The sequence below is a fragment of the Streptomyces bottropensis ATCC 25435 genome (assembly GCF_000383595.1).
Classification (GTDB): Bacteria; Actinomycetota; Actinomycetes; order Streptomycetales; family Streptomycetaceae; genus Streptomyces; species Streptomyces bottropensis.
Window position 1 is genome coordinate 4,836,363 of record NZ_KB911581.1, and the last position, 16,581, is coordinate 4,852,943.

General features: G+C 70.5%; 17 protein-coding genes. 9 read left to right on the forward strand and 8 right to left on the reverse strand.

Annotation, left to right across the window (positions count from 1 at the left end; genetic code table 11):
* Positions 1-117 precede the first annotated feature (117 nt).
* Positions 118-1,296 carry an NAD(P)/FAD-dependent oxidoreductase gene (locus STRBO_RS0121395; RefSeq protein WP_028796777.1) on the forward strand — a complete coding sequence of 393 codons (1,179 nt, stop codon included), beginning with the start codon at positions 118-120 and terminating at the stop codon, positions 1,294-1,296.
* 67 nt (positions 1,297-1,363) lie between these two features.
* Positions 1,364-2,257: an RNA polymerase sigma-70 factor gene (locus STRBO_RS0121400; protein WP_005473964.1), complete on the forward strand. Its 894-nt coding sequence runs from the start codon at positions 1,364-1,366 to the stop codon at positions 2,255-2,257.
* A 163-nt stretch (positions 2,258-2,420) separates the two neighbouring features.
* On the opposite strand, the gene STRBO_RS0121405 is transcribed toward STRBO_RS0121400, so the two are convergent.
* The 3 genes from STRBO_RS0121405 to STRBO_RS0121415 all read right to left on the reverse strand — a co-directional run bounded on the left by STRBO_RS0121405 (position 2,421) and on the right by STRBO_RS0121415 (position 4,731).
* Positions 2,421-2,642 (reverse strand): helix-turn-helix domain-containing protein, encoded by a 222-nt coding sequence (locus tag STRBO_RS0121405; RefSeq protein WP_005473962.1) that lies wholly within the window; start codon positions 2,640-2,642, stop codon positions 2,421-2,423.
* Positions 2,642-3,133, reverse strand: coding sequence for a DUF2975 domain-containing protein (locus STRBO_RS0121410; RefSeq protein ID WP_020114746.1), 492 nt, complete (start codon positions 3,131-3,133; stop codon positions 2,642-2,644). Before STRBO_RS0121410 ends, STRBO_RS0121405 begins: the two co-directional genes overlap by 1 nt.
* Positions 3,134-3,339: 206 nt before the next feature.
* Entirely contained in the window at positions 3,340-4,731 is a 1,392-nt protein-coding gene (locus STRBO_RS0121415; protein WP_005473956.1) for a pyridoxal phosphate-dependent decarboxylase family protein, read from the reverse strand.
* 101 nt (positions 4,732-4,832) lie between these two features.
* Here STRBO_RS0121415 and STRBO_RS0121420 point away from each other — a divergent pair, with 101 nt between their 5' ends.
* Positions 4,833-5,312: an Lrp/AsnC family transcriptional regulator gene (locus STRBO_RS0121420; RefSeq protein WP_237547494.1), complete on the forward strand. Its 480-nt coding sequence runs from the start codon at positions 4,833-4,835 to the stop codon at positions 5,310-5,312.
* Positions 5,313-6,202: 890 nt separating this feature from the next.
* Positions 6,203-6,406, forward strand: coding sequence for a cold-shock protein (locus STRBO_RS0121425; protein ID WP_028796778.1), 204 nt, complete (start codon positions 6,203-6,205; stop codon positions 6,404-6,406).
* A 102-nt stretch (positions 6,407-6,508) separates the two neighbouring features.
* Here STRBO_RS0121425 and STRBO_RS0121430 read toward each other — a convergent pair whose 3' ends face one another.
* Both STRBO_RS0121430 and STRBO_RS0121435 read right to left on the reverse strand, forming a co-directional pair.
* The gene (locus tag STRBO_RS0121430; protein WP_005473948.1) at positions 6,509-8,194 is read right to left on the reverse strand and encodes a ribonuclease J; all 1,686 of its coding nucleotides are present in this window, start codon (positions 8,192-8,194) and stop codon (positions 6,509-6,511) included.
* On the reverse strand, positions 8,191-8,637 hold the full coding sequence (locus STRBO_RS0121435; protein WP_005473946.1) for an alpha/beta hydrolase family protein: 447 nt from the start codon (positions 8,635-8,637) through the stop codon (positions 8,191-8,193). Before STRBO_RS0121435 ends, STRBO_RS0121430 begins: the two co-directional genes overlap by 4 nt.
* A 269-nt stretch (positions 8,638-8,906) precedes the next feature.
* Here STRBO_RS0121435 and STRBO_RS0121440 point away from each other — a divergent pair, with 269 nt between their 5' ends.
* Genes STRBO_RS0121440 through STRBO_RS40315 form a run of 3 tightly spaced genes read left to right on the forward strand, consistent with a single transcriptional unit; the run spans position 8,907 to position 12,582 of the window.
* The gene (locus STRBO_RS0121440; RefSeq protein WP_020114750.1) at positions 8,907-10,253 is read left to right on the forward strand and encodes a flavin-containing monooxygenase; all 1,347 of its coding nucleotides are present in this window, start codon (positions 8,907-8,909) and stop codon (positions 10,251-10,253) included.
* Positions 10,250-11,128, forward strand: coding sequence for an SDR family NAD(P)-dependent oxidoreductase (locus STRBO_RS0121445; protein ID WP_005473942.1), 879 nt, complete (start codon positions 10,250-10,252; stop codon positions 11,126-11,128). Before STRBO_RS0121440 ends, STRBO_RS0121445 begins: the two co-directional genes overlap by 4 nt.
* Positions 11,125-12,582, forward strand: a complete 1,458-nt coding sequence (locus STRBO_RS40315) for an aldehyde dehydrogenase family protein (protein ID WP_005473940.1) — start codon at positions 11,125-11,127, stop codon at positions 12,580-12,582. The genes STRBO_RS0121445 and STRBO_RS40315 overlap by 4 nt, the downstream gene beginning before the upstream one ends.
* A gap of 72 nt (positions 12,583-12,654) precedes the next feature.
* Here the strand turns inward: STRBO_RS40315 and STRBO_RS0121455 are convergent, their stop codons facing one another.
* Positions 12,655-13,725, reverse strand: a complete 1,071-nt coding sequence (locus STRBO_RS0121455) for an AraC family transcriptional regulator (RefSeq protein ID WP_020114751.1) — start codon at positions 13,723-13,725, stop codon at positions 12,655-12,657.
* A gap of 202 nt (positions 13,726-13,927) precedes the next feature.
* Here STRBO_RS0121455 and STRBO_RS0121460 point away from each other — a divergent pair, with 202 nt between their 5' ends.
* Complete coding sequence (locus tag STRBO_RS0121460; protein WP_005473937.1) at positions 13,928-14,482, forward strand: hypothetical protein; 555 nt, start codon at positions 13,928-13,930, stop codon at positions 14,480-14,482.
* Between the two features lie 45 nt (positions 14,483-14,527).
* Here the strand turns inward: STRBO_RS0121460 and STRBO_RS0121465 are convergent, their stop codons facing one another.
* A complete protein-coding gene (locus STRBO_RS0121465) occupies positions 14,528-14,995 on the reverse strand; it encodes a winged helix-turn-helix transcriptional regulator (protein ID WP_005473935.1) in 468 nt (155 codons plus the stop codon).
* Positions 14,996-15,086: 91 nt separating this feature from the next.
* On the opposite strand from STRBO_RS0121465, the gene STRBO_RS0121470 reads away from it, so the two are divergent.
* Positions 15,087-15,581 (forward strand): PaaI family thioesterase, encoded by a 495-nt coding sequence (locus STRBO_RS0121470; protein ID WP_005473933.1) that lies wholly within the window; start codon positions 15,087-15,089, stop codon positions 15,579-15,581.
* Positions 15,582-15,823: 242 nt separating this feature from the next.
* Here STRBO_RS0121470 and STRBO_RS0121475 read toward each other — a convergent pair whose 3' ends face one another.
* A complete protein-coding gene (locus tag STRBO_RS0121475) occupies positions 15,824-16,522 on the reverse strand; it encodes an SDR family oxidoreductase (protein WP_005473931.1) in 699 nt (232 codons plus the stop codon).
* Positions 16,523-16,581 lie beyond the last annotated feature (59 nt).

Genomic DNA, 16,581 nt, shown 5'->3' on the forward strand with positions numbered 1-16,581 from the left:
GGTCTGACCCATAGCTGTGACGTGGCTCACACCAATGACCTGTCACGTCCGGCGCGGGTCGCCTGTCCCATGGGCGTCACCGGCACCGAAGCCGGTGCCCGACCTTGGGAGACCGAGATGAGCAAGGGCCATCACATCGTCGTCCTCGGCGCCGGCTACACGGGCATGTTCAGCGCCATCCGGCTGGCCCGCCGCACCCGCCGGGCCGGGGTGAAGATCACCCTGGTCAATCCGTCGAGCCGGTTCGTCGAGCGGCTGCGGATGCACCAGATCGCCGCCGGGCAGGAACTGGCCGAGCATCGGATCCCCGACCTGCTCGCCGGGACCGGCGTCTCGTTCGTCCAGGGCACGGTCACCGCCATCGCCCCCGAGGCCCGGCGGATCACCCTCGACGGCGCCGAGACCCTCGGATACGACACGCTCGTCTACGCGCTGGGCAGCTCCACCGACACCGGCACGGTCCCGGGCGTCGACACCCACGCCTTCACCCTCAACAACCCGGAGATCGCCGGCCGGTTCGCCGCACGCCTCACCGAGGTCGCCGCCTCCGCCGGCACGGTCACCGTCTGCGGCGGCGGCCTGACCGGCATCGAGGCCGCCACCGAGATCGCCGAGAGCCACCCCGGCCTGCACGTCACGCTGATCAGCCTCGACGAGCCCGGCGGCATGATGGGCGCCAAGGCCCGCGCCTACCTGTACAGCGCCCTGGACCGCCTCGGCGTCACCTTGGAGACCGGCGCCCGGGTGACCAAGGTGCTCCCCGACGCCGTAGGGCTGGACGACGGCCGGCTCGTCCGCTCCGACGCCTGTCTGTGGACCACCGGCGTCAAGGTGCCGGCGCTCGCCGCCGACGCCGGGATCGCCACGGACGACCGCGGCCTCGTCCTCGTCGACGCCACCCTGCGGTCGGTGTCCCACCCGGAGATCCACGCCATCGGCGACGCGGCCGCCGTACGCCTGGCCTGGGGGCAGCTCCACGGCACCTGCCAGAGCGGTCTGCCCACCGCCCAGTACACCGCCGACACCATCGCACGGCTGGTGCGCGGCCGGGCCGTCAAGCCGTTCCGCTTCGGCTACTTCCACCAGCCGGTCAGCCTCGGCCGCCGCGACGCGGTCATCCAGTTCACCAAGGCCGACGAGACACCGCGCCGCATCCACCTCACAGGCCGCGGCGCCGTCGCCTACAAGGAGATGGTCAGCGGCAGCCCGCTCACGACGTACCGGCTGAGCAAGCGCATGAACGTCACCACCGTCGTCTCCAGGGGCGGCCGCGCCACCCGCGACCCCGCGGTATGACGGGCCCGGCCGCCGGCGCCGTGGTCGTGGCCTTGCGACCGGATCATGGCGCTGGCAGCATGCACGGGTGATCGAGGCCAGGGCCGAGAAGGACCCGTACACCGAGCACCGGCGACTGCTGTTCGCCACCGCCTACCGCATGCTGGGCAGCGTCACGGACGCCGAGGACGTCCTCCAGGACACCTGGCTGAGCTGGAACAGCGCGGACCGTGACGCGGTCCGCCACCCCAAGGCGTATCTGGTGCGCACGGTCACCAATCTCTCGTTGAACCGTCTCACCTCCGCACGGGCCACCCGCGAGACCTACGTCGGCCCCTGGCTCCCCGAGCCCTTGCTGACCTCTCCCGACATCGCCGTGGAGAGTGAACTGGCCGACACCATCTCCACCGCGATGATGGTCGTCCTGGAAACCCTCAGTCCCGTCGAACGCGCCGTCTTCCTGCTCCGCGAGGTCTTCGGCTACTCACACGCGGAGATCGCCGAGACCCTCGACCGACCCGAACCGGCGGTCCGTCAGATCGCCCACCGCGCCCGCCGGCACGTACAGGACCGACGTCCCCGCTTCGACGCCGACCAGGCCCGACGCCGACAGGTGACCACCCAGTTCCTGAAGGCGTGCGCGGGCGGGGACCTGAACGCCGTCATGGAGCTGCTCGCCCCCGAGGTCACCGCCTGGTCCGACGGCGGTGGCAAGGTCACCGCCGCGCGTCGGCCCGTCAACGGCGTCGACCGCGTCGCGCGCTGGCTCGTGGGTTTCCTGGCCAAACCCGAACTGGCCGCTCTGGTCATGGAGCCGACCGTCATCAACGGCGAACTCGGTGTGCTCGCCACCCTCGACGGAGCCACCGTCGGAGCCCTCACCTTCGACCTCGTCGACGGCCGCATCCAGAACCTGCGGTTCCAGGTCAACCCCGACAAGCTCGGCGGGCTGACTCCCGACAACGGACTGGCGGCCCCCTGAAGCGTCCGCACGCGGAGGCGCGGCCGAACGCGCGGACGCCGGGCCGACTTGCCGCCGGGACCTGACGGGCCTCAGGCGGAGGGCGACGGGCTGTTCTGACGCGGACCGGCGTCGTCCTCCCGCTCCCAGGCGGACGCGTCCACGCCGCCCCCGGGGCAGTGGGTCAGGGGCTCGCGGTGTCTTCGGCCTCCCAGCGCAGCAGGTCGCCCGGCTGGCAGTCGAGTACCTCGCACAGTGCGGCGAGTGTCGCGAAGCGCACGGCCTTGGCGCGGCCGTTCTTGAGCACCGCCAGGTTGGCGGGCGTGATCCCTACGCGGTCCGCGAGTTCGCCCACGGACATCTTCCGCCTGGCCAGCATCACGTCGATGTCGACGGTGATCGGCATCAGATCACCTCGTCCAGCTCGGCCTGCATTCGCGTCGCCGCGACGTCGCGCGCGACGGCCTGGGCGAGCAGCATCCGCAGCAGGAGCACGAGGAGCGCGACACCGAGGATGCCCACGCCGATTCCGGCCATGATGACGGTGACGCCCGGGTCGTCGCGCTGGCCCGGCGCGTTGAGGGCCGTGACCGCGAACCACATGAGCGCGGCCGCCACGATCGCGCCGATCACGGCGTCCACGTACCGGAAGGCGGCGTCGGAGAAGACGGTCCCCCGTCGCACCATCGTCACCAGGCGCCACACGCAGACCAGGACGACCTGGGCGGCCACCATGCCCAGGATCGTGATCACGCGCAGCGGGGTCAGCGGGAGCGAGCCGTCCTCCGGGTCGTTCCCGCCGACCAGCGTCCACACCATCGACACCTGTACGAACACGGTGCCGACGAGCACCACCACGAGCACGGCGCGCAGCGCACCCACGGTCAGCTTTCCCATGACCTGCCCTCCCATCGAGTTACGATGGGAATCTATCGAATCTCGATAGGTGAAGCAAGGGGGTACGGCGTCCGCTCACCACTCCGTCGACGCCGGCTGGGGCGACGCGTACATCCGGGGGCTTGCCGCAGCCGGGATCGGCGAGGGGGACCGGCGAGCCATGTCTGGAACAGTCACTCGCTCATCCGACCGGAAGCCCCTGACGGTCAGCGCAGTGTCTTGAGTGTGCGGATGACGTCGTCGGCATCGGTGTCCGGGTTGACGAAGGCCAGACGCAGGACAGTGGCGCCGTTCCACTGGGTCGGCACGCACAGGATGGTGCCCGCTTCGGCGGCCCGCGCCGACCAGTCCGCGTAGTCCCGCGGGCTCCAACCGGGCCGTTCGAAGAGGACGACGGACAACTCGGGCTCGATGATCAGCCGTAGGTGGCCGCTCCGGCGTATGGCGTCGGTGACCAGTCGGCTGGTCGTCAGCGTCCGTTCCACCGCGTGCGCGTACCGGTCGGTTCCGTGAACGGCCAGGCTGAACCAGAACGGCAGGCCGCGGGCACGGCGGCTCAGGTGCAGGGCCAGGTCCGCCGGATTGTGGGCATCGCGGTCGATGGCGTCGAGATAGTGCGCCGACTGACTGTGCGCGGCGCGCGCCGAGGCCGGATCCCGGTAGAGGAGTGCGCAGCAGTCGTAGGGCGCGAAAAGCCATTTGTGCGGATCGACGATGAAACTGTCGGCTCGTTCGATGCCCGTGTAGAGATGCCGCACGCTGGGCGCTGCCAGGCCCGCTCCGCCGTAGGCGCCGTCCACGTGCAGCCACACGTGGTGGCGTGCGCACGCGTCTGCGATGGCGTCGAGGTCGTCGATCAGGCCGGCGTTCGTGGTCCCGGCCGTGGCCACCACGGCGAAGACGCCGGGGGTGGACTCCAGGACCGCGTTCACGGCGGAGCCGGTGAGATGGCCCCGCTGGTCCACGGGAGCGGTGACGATCTCCACGTCCATGGCGCGGGCGGCGGACCCGATGGAGGAATGCGCGCTGTCGGCGCACAGGATCTTCCAGCCGTCCGCCGGCCGGCCCCGCGAGGCGTGGGCGGCGGCGCGGGCCGTGATGAGGGCGGAGAGGTTGCCCATGGTGCCACCGCTGACGAAGCATCCCGCCGCGGTGCCGGGCCATCCGATGAGCTGGGTGAGCCAGTTCAACGCCTCGTTCTCGGCGTGGATGGCCCCGGCTCCCGATTCCCAGGTTCCCGCGAAGATGTTCGCCGCACCGGTGACCGCTTCGAAGGCGAGTGCGGCGCGCGTGGGCGCCGCGGGGACGTACGCGAGGTTCGTCGGCCCGTTCTGGGCGCGGGTGGCGGGTGCCAGGACCTGGTCGAACAGTCTGAGGGCCGCGGATCCGCCCATCCCCAGCGGGGTGATGGCCGTACCGGCCGCGACGGCGAGGTCCTCGGCGGGGCGGGCACTCGCCACCTGGTCGGGAGCCTGCATGATGCGCCGCCACGCGTAGCCCATGGCGGTCGCCACGACCTCGTCCTCGTCACCCCACAGCCGTTGGCCGACGTGCGAGGCGTCCCTTGCCGAGCTGCTTGAACTCTGAGCGTTTTGCATGGGCTGAACCTAGAAAGGCCTGTCGAACTGCGCAATAGGAGGGAAGAAAGATGAGCATAATGCTCAATGTGGGCCGAGCGCGATGTGTGAAGATGGGCATCATGCGAAACATCGACGGCCTCGACACTCTCGACGCCCGTATCCTCCTGGCGCTCGACGCGGATCCGCGGGCCACCACGATTGCCCTGGCCGACCGGCTGGGCCTGGCCCGTAACACCGTGCAGGCCCGCCTGAAGCGCCTTGAGGAGAGCGGACGGCTGCGGGAGCCCAGTCGGCGCGTGGACCCCGCGGCCCTCGGCTATCCCTTGCTGGCCCTGATCACGATGTCGATCAGCCAGCGCGTGGGGGCACCCACCCAGGAGGCGATCCTGCGCATCCCCGAGGTGGTCGAGCTGCTCGTCACCACCGGCGACGGCGACCTCCTCGCCCGCGTCGTCGCCCGCGACACCGAGGACCTGCACCGCATCACGAACCTGCTGCTCGAAGCGCCCGGTGTCGTCCGTTCCAACACCACCATCGTCCTGCTGGAGGTGCAGCCGTTCAGTGTCCGATCCCTGCTGCGGCGGCACGCCGGCTCCTGACCGGGCCGGCGGCGGCCTCGATGTCGGCCGACGGAACACGCTCCAGCGGGCGACGCGGAACCTCATCTCCGGGCGCGCCGAAATCTATGTCGACAACAGTAGACTTTGGGTGGCGGTGTGGTTAAGGTTTCTCTCGTAGCTGAGATCGAGCGAGGCCCGGCAGACATGAACTGGCGGGCAGCAGTACGGAAGTTGCAGTTCGCAGGACGGTGCGGTGGTGGAGTTTCGAAGCCAGAGCGGTTGCAGGACGGCGACGGGACTGACGACCGGACCGGGTGGCCCGCGGTGATCAGGGGCCGCCGAGAGCAGTGGCGTAGTACCAGCAGGTCGCAGTACCCGTAAGTGAGTAGTTGCTCAAGAGGGAAGAACGGAGGAGCCCACGCCATCAGGATCGCCCGGGAGGCAGTACCGGACCCGGGTACCGCAGGACATCGATAGTGAGGTGGTCTTCGGTCAGGCAATCGCGATCCCCGCGCCCCCGACGGCAAGCAGGTCGGGTCCGCGGAAACAGAGCGCCGGTGCATCAGGACCGGCGGATGGTGTAGCAGTTCCTTCGGGGCCCTGGTGCCACAGGCGCCAGGGCCCCTCCACGTGTCCACAGCGAGGTGCGACGACAGCGCACGTCTCGTACGACGGGCTCGATGACGACGATGTGCCCGTCCGCGTCGGAGGGCACCCGCGCACGGTCTCTGGGTGTGGCGTGATCGCTTCCTATGGTGACGCGGCGTGCGGACGTGTAGCGTCAGCGTCAGCTGTCGTGGTTCGGAATTACTTCCTGCCTGCGCCTTCTCGGCGTAGGCGTTTTGCTGTGCTGTGCCGCAGGGACCAGGGCGATCACCTCCGTCTTCCACATGGAGTGGGAGGCGTTCATCGACCGGAAGGCATCAGACATGGCAACGGGAACTGTGAAGTGGTTCAACGCGGAGAAGGGCTTCGGCTTCATCGCCCAGGACGGCGGCGGTCCGGACGTCTTCGCGCACTACTCCGCGATCAACTCCTCGGGCTACCGTGAGCTCCAGGAGGGCCAGAGCGTGACGTTCGACGTCACCCAGGGCCAGAAGGGCCCGCAGGCCGAGAACATCACCCCGGCCTGACCTCCCGGCCCGACCGGCCGACGTCGTCCGGGGCATCGGCTCCGCACCAACAGATCAGGGGCCGCACAGCGATCGCTGTGCGGCCCCTGATCCTGTGCAGGGTCAGGCGTCGATGATGATGGGGATGATGAGGGGCTTGCGGCGGTGGGTGCGGAACGCCCAGTTCGCCACGGCGCGGGCGAGGAGCTGTTCGAGTTGGCGGGCGTCCCCGACGCCCTCCTCGGCCGCGGTGGCCAGGGTCTTCTCGATCACGGGGATGACCGGCTCGAAGGTGGTGTCGTCGTGGACGAAGCCGCGGGCCAGGAAGTCGGGGGCCTCGGCGAGAGCGCCGGTGTCCGCGTCGACGATCGCCACCACCGTGACCACGCCTTCCTCCGCGAGCGTGAGACGGTCCTTGAGGGAGGCCTCGGTGGCCCCGCCCACTTCCATGCCGTCCACGTAGACGTTGCCGGCGGGCACCTTGCCGGTGATGGACGCGCGCCCGTCGACGAGGTCGACGACGACGCCGTCCTCGGCGATGACGACCCGGTCGGGGTCGACGCCGGTCCGGATGGCGAGGTCGCCGTTGGCCCGCAGATGGCGCCATTCGCCGTGCACGGGCATGACGTGCCGGGGCTTGACGATGTTGTAGCAGTAGACGAGTTCGCCGGCGCTGGCGTGCCCGGAGACGTGCACCTTGGCGTTGCCCTTGTGGACCACGTGGGCGCCCCACCGGGTGAGGCCGTTGATCACCCGGTAGATGGCGTTCTCGTTGCCGGGGATGAGCGAGCTGGCGAGCAGGACGGTGTCGCCCTTGCCGATGCGGATCATGTGGTCGCGGTTGGCCATGCGTGACAGCGCGGCCATCGGTTCGCCCTGGGAGCCGGTGCACACCATGGTGATCTTGTGGTCCGGGAGCTTCTCCAGCTCCTTCGTGCTCACGACCAGACCGGAGGGGACCTTCAGATAGCCGAGGTCACGGGCGATGCCCATGTTGCGGACCATGGACCGGCCCACGAAGGCCACCTTGCGGCCGTGCTGGTGGGCGGCGTCCAGAACCTGCTGGATGCGGTGCACGTGACTGGCGAAGCTGGAGACGATGACACGGCGCGGCGCGGTGCGCATCACCTGCTCGATCGCCGGGTTCAGCTCACGCTCGGAGGTGGTGAAGCCGGGCACTTCGGCGTTGGTGGAGTCGGTGAGGAACAGGTCCACACCCTCCTCGCCGAGCCGGGCGAAGGCGCGCAGATCGGTGATGCGGTCGTCGAGCGGGAACTGGTCCATCTTGAAGTCGCCGGTGTGCAGCACCATCCCGGCGCCGGTGCGGATCGCGACCGCGAGACTGTCCGGGATGGAGTGGTTGACCGCCACGAACTCGCAGTCGAAGGGCCCGAAGCGGCGCCGGTCGCCCTCCCGTACCCGCACCGTGCGCGGGCGGATGCCGTGCTCCTTGAGCTTGGCCTCCACGAACGCCAGCGTCAGCTTGGAGCCGACGAGGGGGATGTCGGACCGCTCGCGCAGCAGGTACGGCACGGCGCCGATGTGGTCCTCGTGCCCGTGGGTGAGGACGACGGCGACGATGTCGTCCAGCCGGTTCCGGATCGAAGTGAAGTCCGGCAGGATCACGTCCACGCCGGGCTGGTTCTCCTCGGGGAACAGCACGCCACAGTCGACGATGAGCAGTTTGCCAAGGTGCTCGAAGACCGTCATGTTGCGGCCGATCTCACCCAGGCCGCCCAAGGCGGTGACCCGCAGTCCTCCTTCGGGAAGGGGCGGGGCGGCTTTCAGGTCGGGATGCGGATGACTCATACCCCGACGTTACCGGAGACCGGGACGGGGATGATCCACTGCCTCCGTGTTCTCCGCTTCCGACGCGGCGGAGGAAGCCGCTTCCGCCGTGAGCGCTCTCCGACAGGCCGGGCGTGGCATCGGCCTGTCGGGGGCGCCTTCGGCCGGGCGAGGTTGTCGGTGAAGAACGTAACGAGCCTGTCGAAGGGGGTGAGGTCCTTGCGGTCGTGCAGGTCGACGTGGTCCGGGCCCGGGACGATCACGACTTCGATGCTCTCGGGCGCCGTCTTCTGGACGTCCTCGGAGTAGAAGCGGGAGTGCGCGTCGGCAAAGAGACCCGAGGACTGTTCCTTGACCGCGCCGAACGGGCCGCTGACCACCAGGGCGGGCAGCTTGGCTCTGGCGTTCTTCGGCACGTAGAGGTTTGCGGCGGCCTCGACGCCGTAGCGGTTCGTGAACCGCACCGAGGTCCGCCTGACGTTCCCATCGGATTCCTGGCCCCCGCGCCGTGTTGGTCCCCTGATCTGCGGGGGACGGCGGTCTGCAGTCCGGCTCTGACGACCGCCGCGTCCGGCATTCGGGGCGTCGGGGCCGCTTCCACCGGACGGCCCCCGGGCAGCAGCGGCCCGTCCCTGGCCGCTGTGGTCCCCTCTGTGGCCGCAGGAGTCAGTTCCCGCGGCCCGCGCGGTGCATAGGTTCCCGAACCAGAAGCATCGGAGAAGGGAGCGGACCGGTGAGTGAGCATCAGTACGACACATGTGTGATCGGCGCGGGACCCGCGGGACTGGCGGTCGCGAGGGCGCTGGCCGAGCGGGACCTGCCGTACACGCACATCGAGCGTCACACGGGCCCCGGCGGGCTGTGGGACATCGACAATCCGGGCAGCCCGATGTACGAGTCGGCCCACTTCATCTCCAGCAAGACCCTGTCCGGTTTCGGCGGCTATCCGATGCCGGACCACTTCGCCGACTACCCGCCGCACCGGCAGATCCTGTCCTACCTGACGTCGTTCGCCGAGGCCTATGGGCTCGCCGACCGGATCGAGTTCGGCACCGAGGTCCGCAGCGTCGAGAAGAACCCGGACGGCACCTGGACGGTCACGCGGGCCGACGGCCGGACCGGTACGCACCGGCGGGTCGTCGTGTGCACGGGAGCGCAGTGGCACCCCAACGTCCCCGATCTGCCCGGCGACTTCAGCGGAGAGATCCGGCACACGGTCACCTACCGCAGCGGCGCCGAACTGCGAGGCAAGCGGGTGCTGGTGGTGGGCGCGGGGAACTCCGGGCTGGACATCGCCTGCGACGCGGCGCGCTCCGCCGACCACGCGGCGATCAGCATGCGCCGTGGTTACTGGTTCATCCCCAAGCACCTCTTCGGCCGGCCGGTGGACACCATCGCCACAGGAGGGCCCCACCTGCCGATGTGGCTGCAGCAGAAGCTGTTCGGCGGCCTGCTGCGGCTGCTCAACGGCGACCCGCGCAGGCTCGGTCTGCAAAAGCCCGACCACAAGCTGTTCGAGACCCACCCGGCCCTCAACTCGCTGCTGATCCACCACCTTCAGCACGGAGACATCACGGCCCGGCCCGGCATCGCGCGCACCGAGGGCCGGACGGTCCACTTCACCGACGGCTCCAGCGACGACTTCGACCTGATCCTGCTGGCCACGGGATACGTCCACACCGTCCCGGTCGCGCAGAAGTACTTCGGCGACGAGCAGCACCCCGACCTCTACCTGTCCTCCTTCTCCCGCGAGCACGAGGGCCTGTTCGGCGTCGGCTTCGTGGAGACCAACTCCGGTGCTTATCAACTCTTCGACAGCCAGGCCCAGTTGATCGCCTCCTACATCCGGGACGCGGGGGCCGGAGTGCCGACCGCCGAGCGGTTCGCCCGCAGGATCCGCAGCGACCGGCCGGACCTGTCGGGCGGACTGCGGTTCGTCGACTCGCCCCGCCACGCCGGCTACGTCCACAGCGAGGCCTTCGTGAAGTACCTCGGCAAGGTGGCCGAGGACATGGGCTGGCGCACCGCGGGCCGACCGCCCCGGGCGACCTCTGCTCGGCAGGAGGCGGTGGCGTCATGACGTACGACTTCCATGACAAGGTCATCCTGGTGACGGGCGGCGCCGGCGGCATCGGCAGCGCCCTGTGCCACCACTTCGCGGCAGGCGGGGCCCGCCTCCTCGTCGTCGACATCGACGAGGTGCGGGCCGAACGGACCGCCGCCGAGCTGCCCGGGAGCGGGCATGCCGGGCTGGGCTGCGACCTGCTGGACGGCGCTGCCCTGCAGCGACTGCTCGACGGCGTCACGGCCACCCACGGCCGTATCGACGTGCTCGTGAACAACGTGGGCATGACCAGCGCCGAACGGTTCGACGTACGCAGCGTCGAGAGCATCGAACGGGAGATCGACGTCAACCTGACCGCTCCGCTCGTCACGACCCGGCTCGCCGTGCCGCTGCTGCGGGCCTCCGCCGACCCCCGGGTGGTCACGACCGTGTCCCTCGGCGGGATCTTCCCGCTGGGTGAGACGCCGATCTACACGGCCTCGAAGTTCGGGCTGCGCGGCGCGATGCTCGCCATCGGGCTCGACCTGCGGGGCAAGGGCATCCAGGCCGGTTCGGTACTGCCGTCGGCGACCGACACACGGATGCTCCGTCAGGAGGCCGTCGAGGGCGGCAACTCGATGCAGTTCCAGGACCCGCCGCAGCAGCCCTCCGATGTCGTCAGGGCGGTCGTGAGCCTGCTGGACCGGCCCCGCCTGGAGTCGTACGTCCGACCGGGCGAGTCCCGGCTGGTGCGGTTCGCGATGCTCGCGCCGAACCTGCTGCCCAGACTCTTCCCGCTGTTCCGCAGGCGGGGCGAGCGGGGCATGGCCCGCTATCTGGAGGACCTGCGCCGCAGAGGGCTGGCCCGCCGGGCCGCCGGTGGCCACTGGGAACTGGTGGAGGAGGCATGAGCGGCACCGACATCACCGGTGGCGGCGGCAGCGCTCGGCTCCACCGGAACCGGTCGCGTCTCGACATCGTCAACCCCGCCACAGGCGAACTGATCACGACCGTGCCGGCGGCGAGCGAGCAGGACGTCGTGCTCGCGGCCGAGCGGGCGCACAAGGTCTTCGAGAGCGGCGTCTGGGCCGGCCGGTCCCCGCGGGAGCGGGCCGCCGTACTCCTGCGTCTGGCGGACCTCATGGAGCGTGACGCCGAGATCCTGGCCCGGCTGGACTGTGAGGACGCGGGCAAGCCGATCACCGAGTGCCGTACGGGCGACGTGCCGGCGGCGATCGAGTCGATCCGCTGGTTCGCCGAGGCGGCCGACAAGGTCTTCGGCCGCATCGCCCCCACCGGCCACGCCGGCCTGGGTCTGGTGAGCCGGGAACCGGTCGGGGTGGCCGCCGCGATCCTGCCCTGGAACTATCCGCTGACCATGGCCGCCTGGAAGGTCGGTCCCGCGCTCACCGCGGGCAACTCCCTGCTGCTCAAGCCCGCCGAGGCCACCCCGCGCTCCACCCTGCACCTGGCCGCCCTGGCTGCCGAGGCGGGCCTGCCCGAGGGCGTGCTCACCGTCCTGCCCGGCCACGGCTCCGTCACCGGTACGGCGCTCGCCCGCAACCCGTTGGTGCGCGCACTGTCGTTCACCGGATCCACCGCCACCGGACGCCGCGTCCTGACCGACGCGGCGGAGACCAACTTCAAGCGGGTCTCCCTGGAGATGGGCGGCAAGAGCCCCCAGATCCTCATGCCGGACGCGCTCGAGTACGGCGACGAACTGATCGACCACATGATCGAGGCCGCGTTCCTGACCATGGGGCAGAACTGCACCGCCGGCTCCCGCGTCCTGGTCCACCACAGCATTGCCGAGGAGGTGCTGGACCGGTTCACCGCCGCCGCGCGGGACCTCACCATCGGTGACCCCGCCGACGCGGGCACCCGGATGGGGCCACTCATCAGCAGGGCCGCCTTCGACCGGGTCGCGGCGGCGGTCGACGCGGCCCGCTCCGCCGGAGCCCAGATCCACACCGGCGGCCTGCCGCACGGTCTGCCGTCGCGAGGTGCGTACTACCCGCCCACCGTGGTCGGCCGGCCCCCGGCGGGCAGCGACGTGCTCACCCAGGAACTGTTCGGCCCTGTCGTCACCGTCGAGACCTTCACCTCGGAGAACGAGGCGGTGGGGCTCGCGAATGCCACGGAGTACGGGCTCGCCGCCTCGGTGTGGACCCGCGACCTCGACGCCGCGTTCCGGCTCGCACGGGGGATCGAGGCCGGGGTGGTCTCCGTCAACGCGTACAGCGAGGGCGACATCACCACCCCCTTCGGAGGGTGGAAACAGTCCGGGTTCGGTGGCGCGGAGAAGTCCACCGACGCCTTCGCGCAGTGGACCAGGGAGAAGACCGTCTGGATCCGTACACGTTGAGGAGACACGGCGGATCCGCACGCATCAAAGAGGGAGGACCGTCCGGACCACCCGTGTCGACGAGTACGGGCCTCAGTCGCCCTGCCGTTCCGGGGCCGCTCCGCGCAGGTGGGCCGGGGTGACTCCGTGCCAGCGGCGCACCGCGCGCCGCAGTGCGCGCACGTCGGAGAAACCGGCCTGCCGGGCGACGTCCCGCAAGGTCGGTTCGGGGCGGCGCAGCAACTGCTCGACCCGCTCGCGGCGCACCCCGTCGACGACCGCCTCGTACGTCGTGCCGCACTCGGCCAGCCGACGGCGCAGGGTGCGCTCGCTGGAGGCGTGCCGTCGGGCCTGTTCGACGAAGGAGGGCACATCGGGCAGGCTCTGCGCGATCGAGATCTCCAGTACCTCCAGCAGGTCCTGCTGATCGCGCCGCGCCGCCGCCTGCTCGCCCAGGAGTTCCACGACGGCGGCGTAGGTGACCCGGTCGTGACCCGGCATCGGCCGCCCGGCCCATGCCGTGGGGAACACCAGACGGTTCCCCGCGGCGCCGAAACGCATCGGGCAGCGGAACAGCTCATTGAACGGTCCGGTGTCACCTGGGGCGGGAAAGGTGAACTCGACGCTCTGCGGGGCGAATTCCTCCCCCGAACTCAGCCGGGTGACGGCGACGACGCTGCCGAAGGCCTCCTCGGCCAGGAAGACCGCGACCGTCGGATCGAGGGCGGGATCGGGCAGTTCGGCGCGCAGTACATAGCCCGCTTCCTCCGCCCCGGCCGACCAGACCACCATCGCCCCGGACAGGTTCTGGAAACGCACGCCCGTCTCGATGGCCTCCCGCAGCGTGTCGGCGGCCATCTGGGCGAACCCCAGCAGCCCCCAGGAGGTCAGATGCTGCGCGGCACCGACCCGCAGCCCCAGATGCGCGTCACCGGTGAGCTCCAGCGCACGCCGGATGACGGCACTGCCCTGCCGGTAGGAGACCCGCAGCGCCGCCGACCGCATCATCTGCTCGTCCAGCCCGACCCGGTTCAGCTCGGGCCGCAGATCGACCCCGAACCCGTCGGCGACCGGGATGAGGCAGCGCAGGATGTTCGGCGGAATGGTCGCTGAGGTACTGCGGCTGGTTCCCGACGACGCGGCCGGGGCGGGGCTCGGGGGCATGGAGTTCCTTGGGACCGGGTGTCGCTCGCTGAGCACACAGTAGACCGGCACCGCCGCGATGATCTCCGCGCCGGAATCCGGTCTTCCGCCGGCTCGGCCGCAGCGGGCCCGTTCGCCACCCCGACTGTGGCTCGGCGGCGAAGCCCCCGCCGAGCGGTGAATCCATGGACCGGCGGGCCGCCCTGCGCCTAGGGTCTTGATCATGTTCAAGTCAGGGGTGGGGTTTCTCGCGCTGTTCGGGCTCGGCTGGTGGTTGCTGGGGTCGAGTGCGTTCGAGGGGCAGGTGCGGCTGGTTGCGATGGTCGTCGGCGGTGTCGTCGCGGTGGGGCTGATGCTGGCCGCGCGGCGCTTTCTTCCGGCCTCGGCCGGGGGACCGTTCCCCGCCGACCGGCGCCGGCGGTTCAACCAGATCAACGGGCTGCAGTGGCTGCTGATCATCGCCATCGCCGTGGTCTGCCGTCAGGCCGGGGCACCGGTGCTCGTTCCCGCGCTGGGCGCGGTGGTCGTCGGGCTCCACTTCCTGCCACTGGCGGTGGTGTTCGAGCAGCCACGACTGCGCGTGCCGGCCGCTCTGCTGGTCGCCTCCGGGGCAGCGGGTGCGACCGTCTGGCTCACGGACGGTCCGGACGAGACCGTGCGGCTCGTCGTGGGCCTCGCGTCCGCGCTCTCCCTGTGGGCCACGGCGGTATGGACCGTCGCGGGGACGGCGCCCGCCACTGAGCAAGGAGCGGGAGGGGAGACGCCCGGCGGCGCTTGAGCACTTTCCCGCGGCCCGATTGTCGCCCGCGCTTGGGCCTGACGCTCACGACCGCGGGCGGGCGCCAGGTCCCAACCGGGCGGTGACGTCCGCGGGGGTGAGGGTGGAGTGATCCGCGCCGCACTCGACGACGACGCGGACCGGGGCGTCGCAGGCGGTGTGGCGGACGTCCAGTACCGGCCCGTCGGGGCCCACGGCGTGCAGCTCGCCCCACTGGCTCAGTGCCATGAGGACCGGCCACAGGTCCCAGCCCTTGCGGGTCAGGCGGTACTCGTTGCGGGACCGGCTGCCCGGCTCGCGGTAGGGGACGGTCTTGAGAACGCCTGCCGAGATCAGCTTCCTCAGGCGATCGCTGAGGACCGCCTCGGACAGGCCGATGTGGCGGTGGAAGTCGTCGAAGCGCCGGACTCCGTTGACGGCGTCACGAAGGATCAGCAGTGTCCACTTCTCGCCGACCACATCGAGCGTGCGCTGGACGGGGCAGTTGTCGGTGCTCGCCTCAAGCCACTCCATCCCGTCATCGTAGACGGCTGGCTTCGTCATTGACAGCCAGGTGAGGCCGCAGCTAGCTTCACTTGGAAAAGTCAGAGGAAGGGCGCTGGTCGTGGGACGCACACGTACGTATCAATGGGAAGACCCCGCGGTCCTGGCGGAGGCGGCCGGTGGCATGGCCGGCATTGACTTCCTGCGCGAGCTGCAGGCGGGGCGGCTGCCGGCGCCGCCCATCAACCACGCCATCGACTTCGCCCTGGACGAGGTGGAGCCCGGCCGCGCGGTGTTCTCGCTGACGCCGGGGGAGGAGCACTACAACCCGATCGGCAGCGTGCACGGCGGTATCTTCGCCACCCTGCTCGACTCGGCGGCGGGCTGCGCCGTCCAGTCCGTCCTTCCGCAGGGCATGGCGTACACCTCGCTCGACCTGTCGGTGAAGTTCCTGCGGCGGATCACCGTGGACACGGGCACGGTGCGGGCCATCGGTACGGTGGTCAGCAAGGGGCGGCAAACCGCTCTCGCCCACGCGCAGTTGGTCGACGGCTCGGACCGGCTGCTCGCCCATGCCACCAGCAGCTGCATGCTCTTCGCGGTGCCTTCCGCGTAGGGGTGGGCGCGCCCTCCTCAAAGGCGTGAGCCGCGACGGCGACCGGTGACGCCGGGCCCTGCCCGCTGCCGAGGCCCGTCTGCGCGGTGTCCGGTGCCCTCTCGTGCCCCCTCGCCGACGGCGCCCTCGTCCGCCGGGCGTCGCCTACGCCCACACGCTCGGCCCCCTCCCGGGCGGGACATCGGCAGCGGGATCGACCGCATCCGCCCCGGCCCCGAGTGCGGTGCGGGTGCGGGTGCCTCTCAGGGGAGCTGCGGGTAGAGCGCCCGGACGCCCCCGGACAGGGCTGCCTGAGCCTGGCGGGCGGCGTCGTCGGCGAGGATCTCGTAGGCGCCGGCGGCGATACCGTCCACGGCGATGCGCGCGATGTCGGCCGGGTGGGACTTGGGCGCGTCGACGTCCCGGACCATGTCGGTGTCCATGTAGCCGACATGCAGGCCCGCCACTCGGATGCCCTGGGCGGCGAGCTGTACGCGCAGGGTGTTGGTGAGCGACCACTCGGCGGACTTGGCGGCGCAGTAGGCCCCGAACTCCGGGAAGCTGACCCAGGACAGGCCGGACAGGATGTTCAGGATCGCGCCCCCGCCGTTCGCCGATATTTGGGGAGCGAACGCACGGGTCACCGCAAGGGTGCCGAAGTAGTGCGTGTCCATCTCCAGGCGGATGTCGTCAGGGTCGGCGGTGAGCAGGTCGGCGCCGGTGGACGACCCCGCGTTGTTCACCAGCACCGTCACCTCGCCGAGGGACTCGGCGGCGGCCGCGACGGAGGTGGGGTCGGTGACGTCGAGCGCGATCGGTTTCGCACCGGGCAGGTCGACCTGGTCGGGATTGCGGGCGCCGGCGTAGACGGTGGCACCGCGGCCGAGCAGCTCGGCCGCGAGAGCCCGGCCGAAGCCTCGGTTGGCTCCGGTGACGAGGGCGGTGCTGGTGGAGAGGTCCATGAGTTTCCCGACGTGGTGGGGATGGTGGGGTCGCACTGGCTGAACCCGATGGGCAGGTA

What these genes read in the sequence shown, in the direction of transcription:
- STRBO_RS0121395 (WP_028796777.1), top strand. Translation starts at nt 118, where the DNA reads ATGAGCAAGGGCCATCACATCGTCGTCCTCGGCGCCGGCTACACGGGC.
- STRBO_RS0121405 (WP_005473962.1), bottom strand. Translation starts at nt 2,642, where the DNA reads ATGCCGATCACCGTCGACATCGACGTGATGCTGGCCAGGCGGAAGATG.
- STRBO_RS0121410 (WP_020114746.1), bottom strand. Translation starts at nt 3,133, where the DNA reads ATGGGAAAGCTGACCGTGGGTGCGCTGCGCGCCGTGCTCGTGGTGGTG.
- STRBO_RS0121415 (WP_005473956.1), bottom strand. Translation starts at nt 4,731, where the DNA reads ATGCAAAACGCTCAGAGTTCAAGCAGCTCGGCAAGGGACGCCTCGCAC.
- STRBO_RS0121420 (WP_237547494.1), top strand. Translation starts at nt 4,833, where the DNA reads ATGCGAAACATCGACGGCCTCGACACTCTCGACGCCCGTATCCTCCTG.
- STRBO_RS0121425 (WP_028796778.1), top strand. Translation starts at nt 6,203, where the DNA reads ATGGCAACGGGAACTGTGAAGTGGTTCAACGCGGAGAAGGGCTTCGGC.
- STRBO_RS0121430 (WP_005473948.1), bottom strand. Translation starts at nt 8,194, where the DNA reads ATGAGTCATCCGCATCCCGACCTGAAAGCCGCCCCGCCCCTTCCCGAA.
- STRBO_RS0121445 (WP_005473942.1), top strand. Translation starts at nt 10,250, where the DNA reads ATGACGTACGACTTCCATGACAAGGTCATCCTGGTGACGGGCGGCGCC.
- STRBO_RS40315 (WP_005473940.1), top strand. Translation starts at nt 11,125, where the DNA reads ATGAGCGGCACCGACATCACCGGTGGCGGCGGCAGCGCTCGGCTCCAC.
- STRBO_RS0121455 (WP_020114751.1), bottom strand. Translation starts at nt 13,725, where the DNA reads ATGCCCCCGAGCCCCGCCCCGGCCGCGTCGTCGGGAACCAGCCGCAGT.
- STRBO_RS0121460 (WP_005473937.1), top strand. Translation starts at nt 13,928, where the DNA reads ATGTTCAAGTCAGGGGTGGGGTTTCTCGCGCTGTTCGGGCTCGGCTGG.
- STRBO_RS0121465 (WP_005473935.1), bottom strand. Translation starts at nt 14,995, where the DNA reads ATGGAGTGGCTTGAGGCGAGCACCGACAACTGCCCCGTCCAGCGCACG.
- STRBO_RS0121475 (WP_005473931.1), bottom strand. Translation starts at nt 16,522, where the DNA reads ATGGACCTCTCCACCAGCACCGCCCTCGTCACCGGAGCCAACCGAGGC.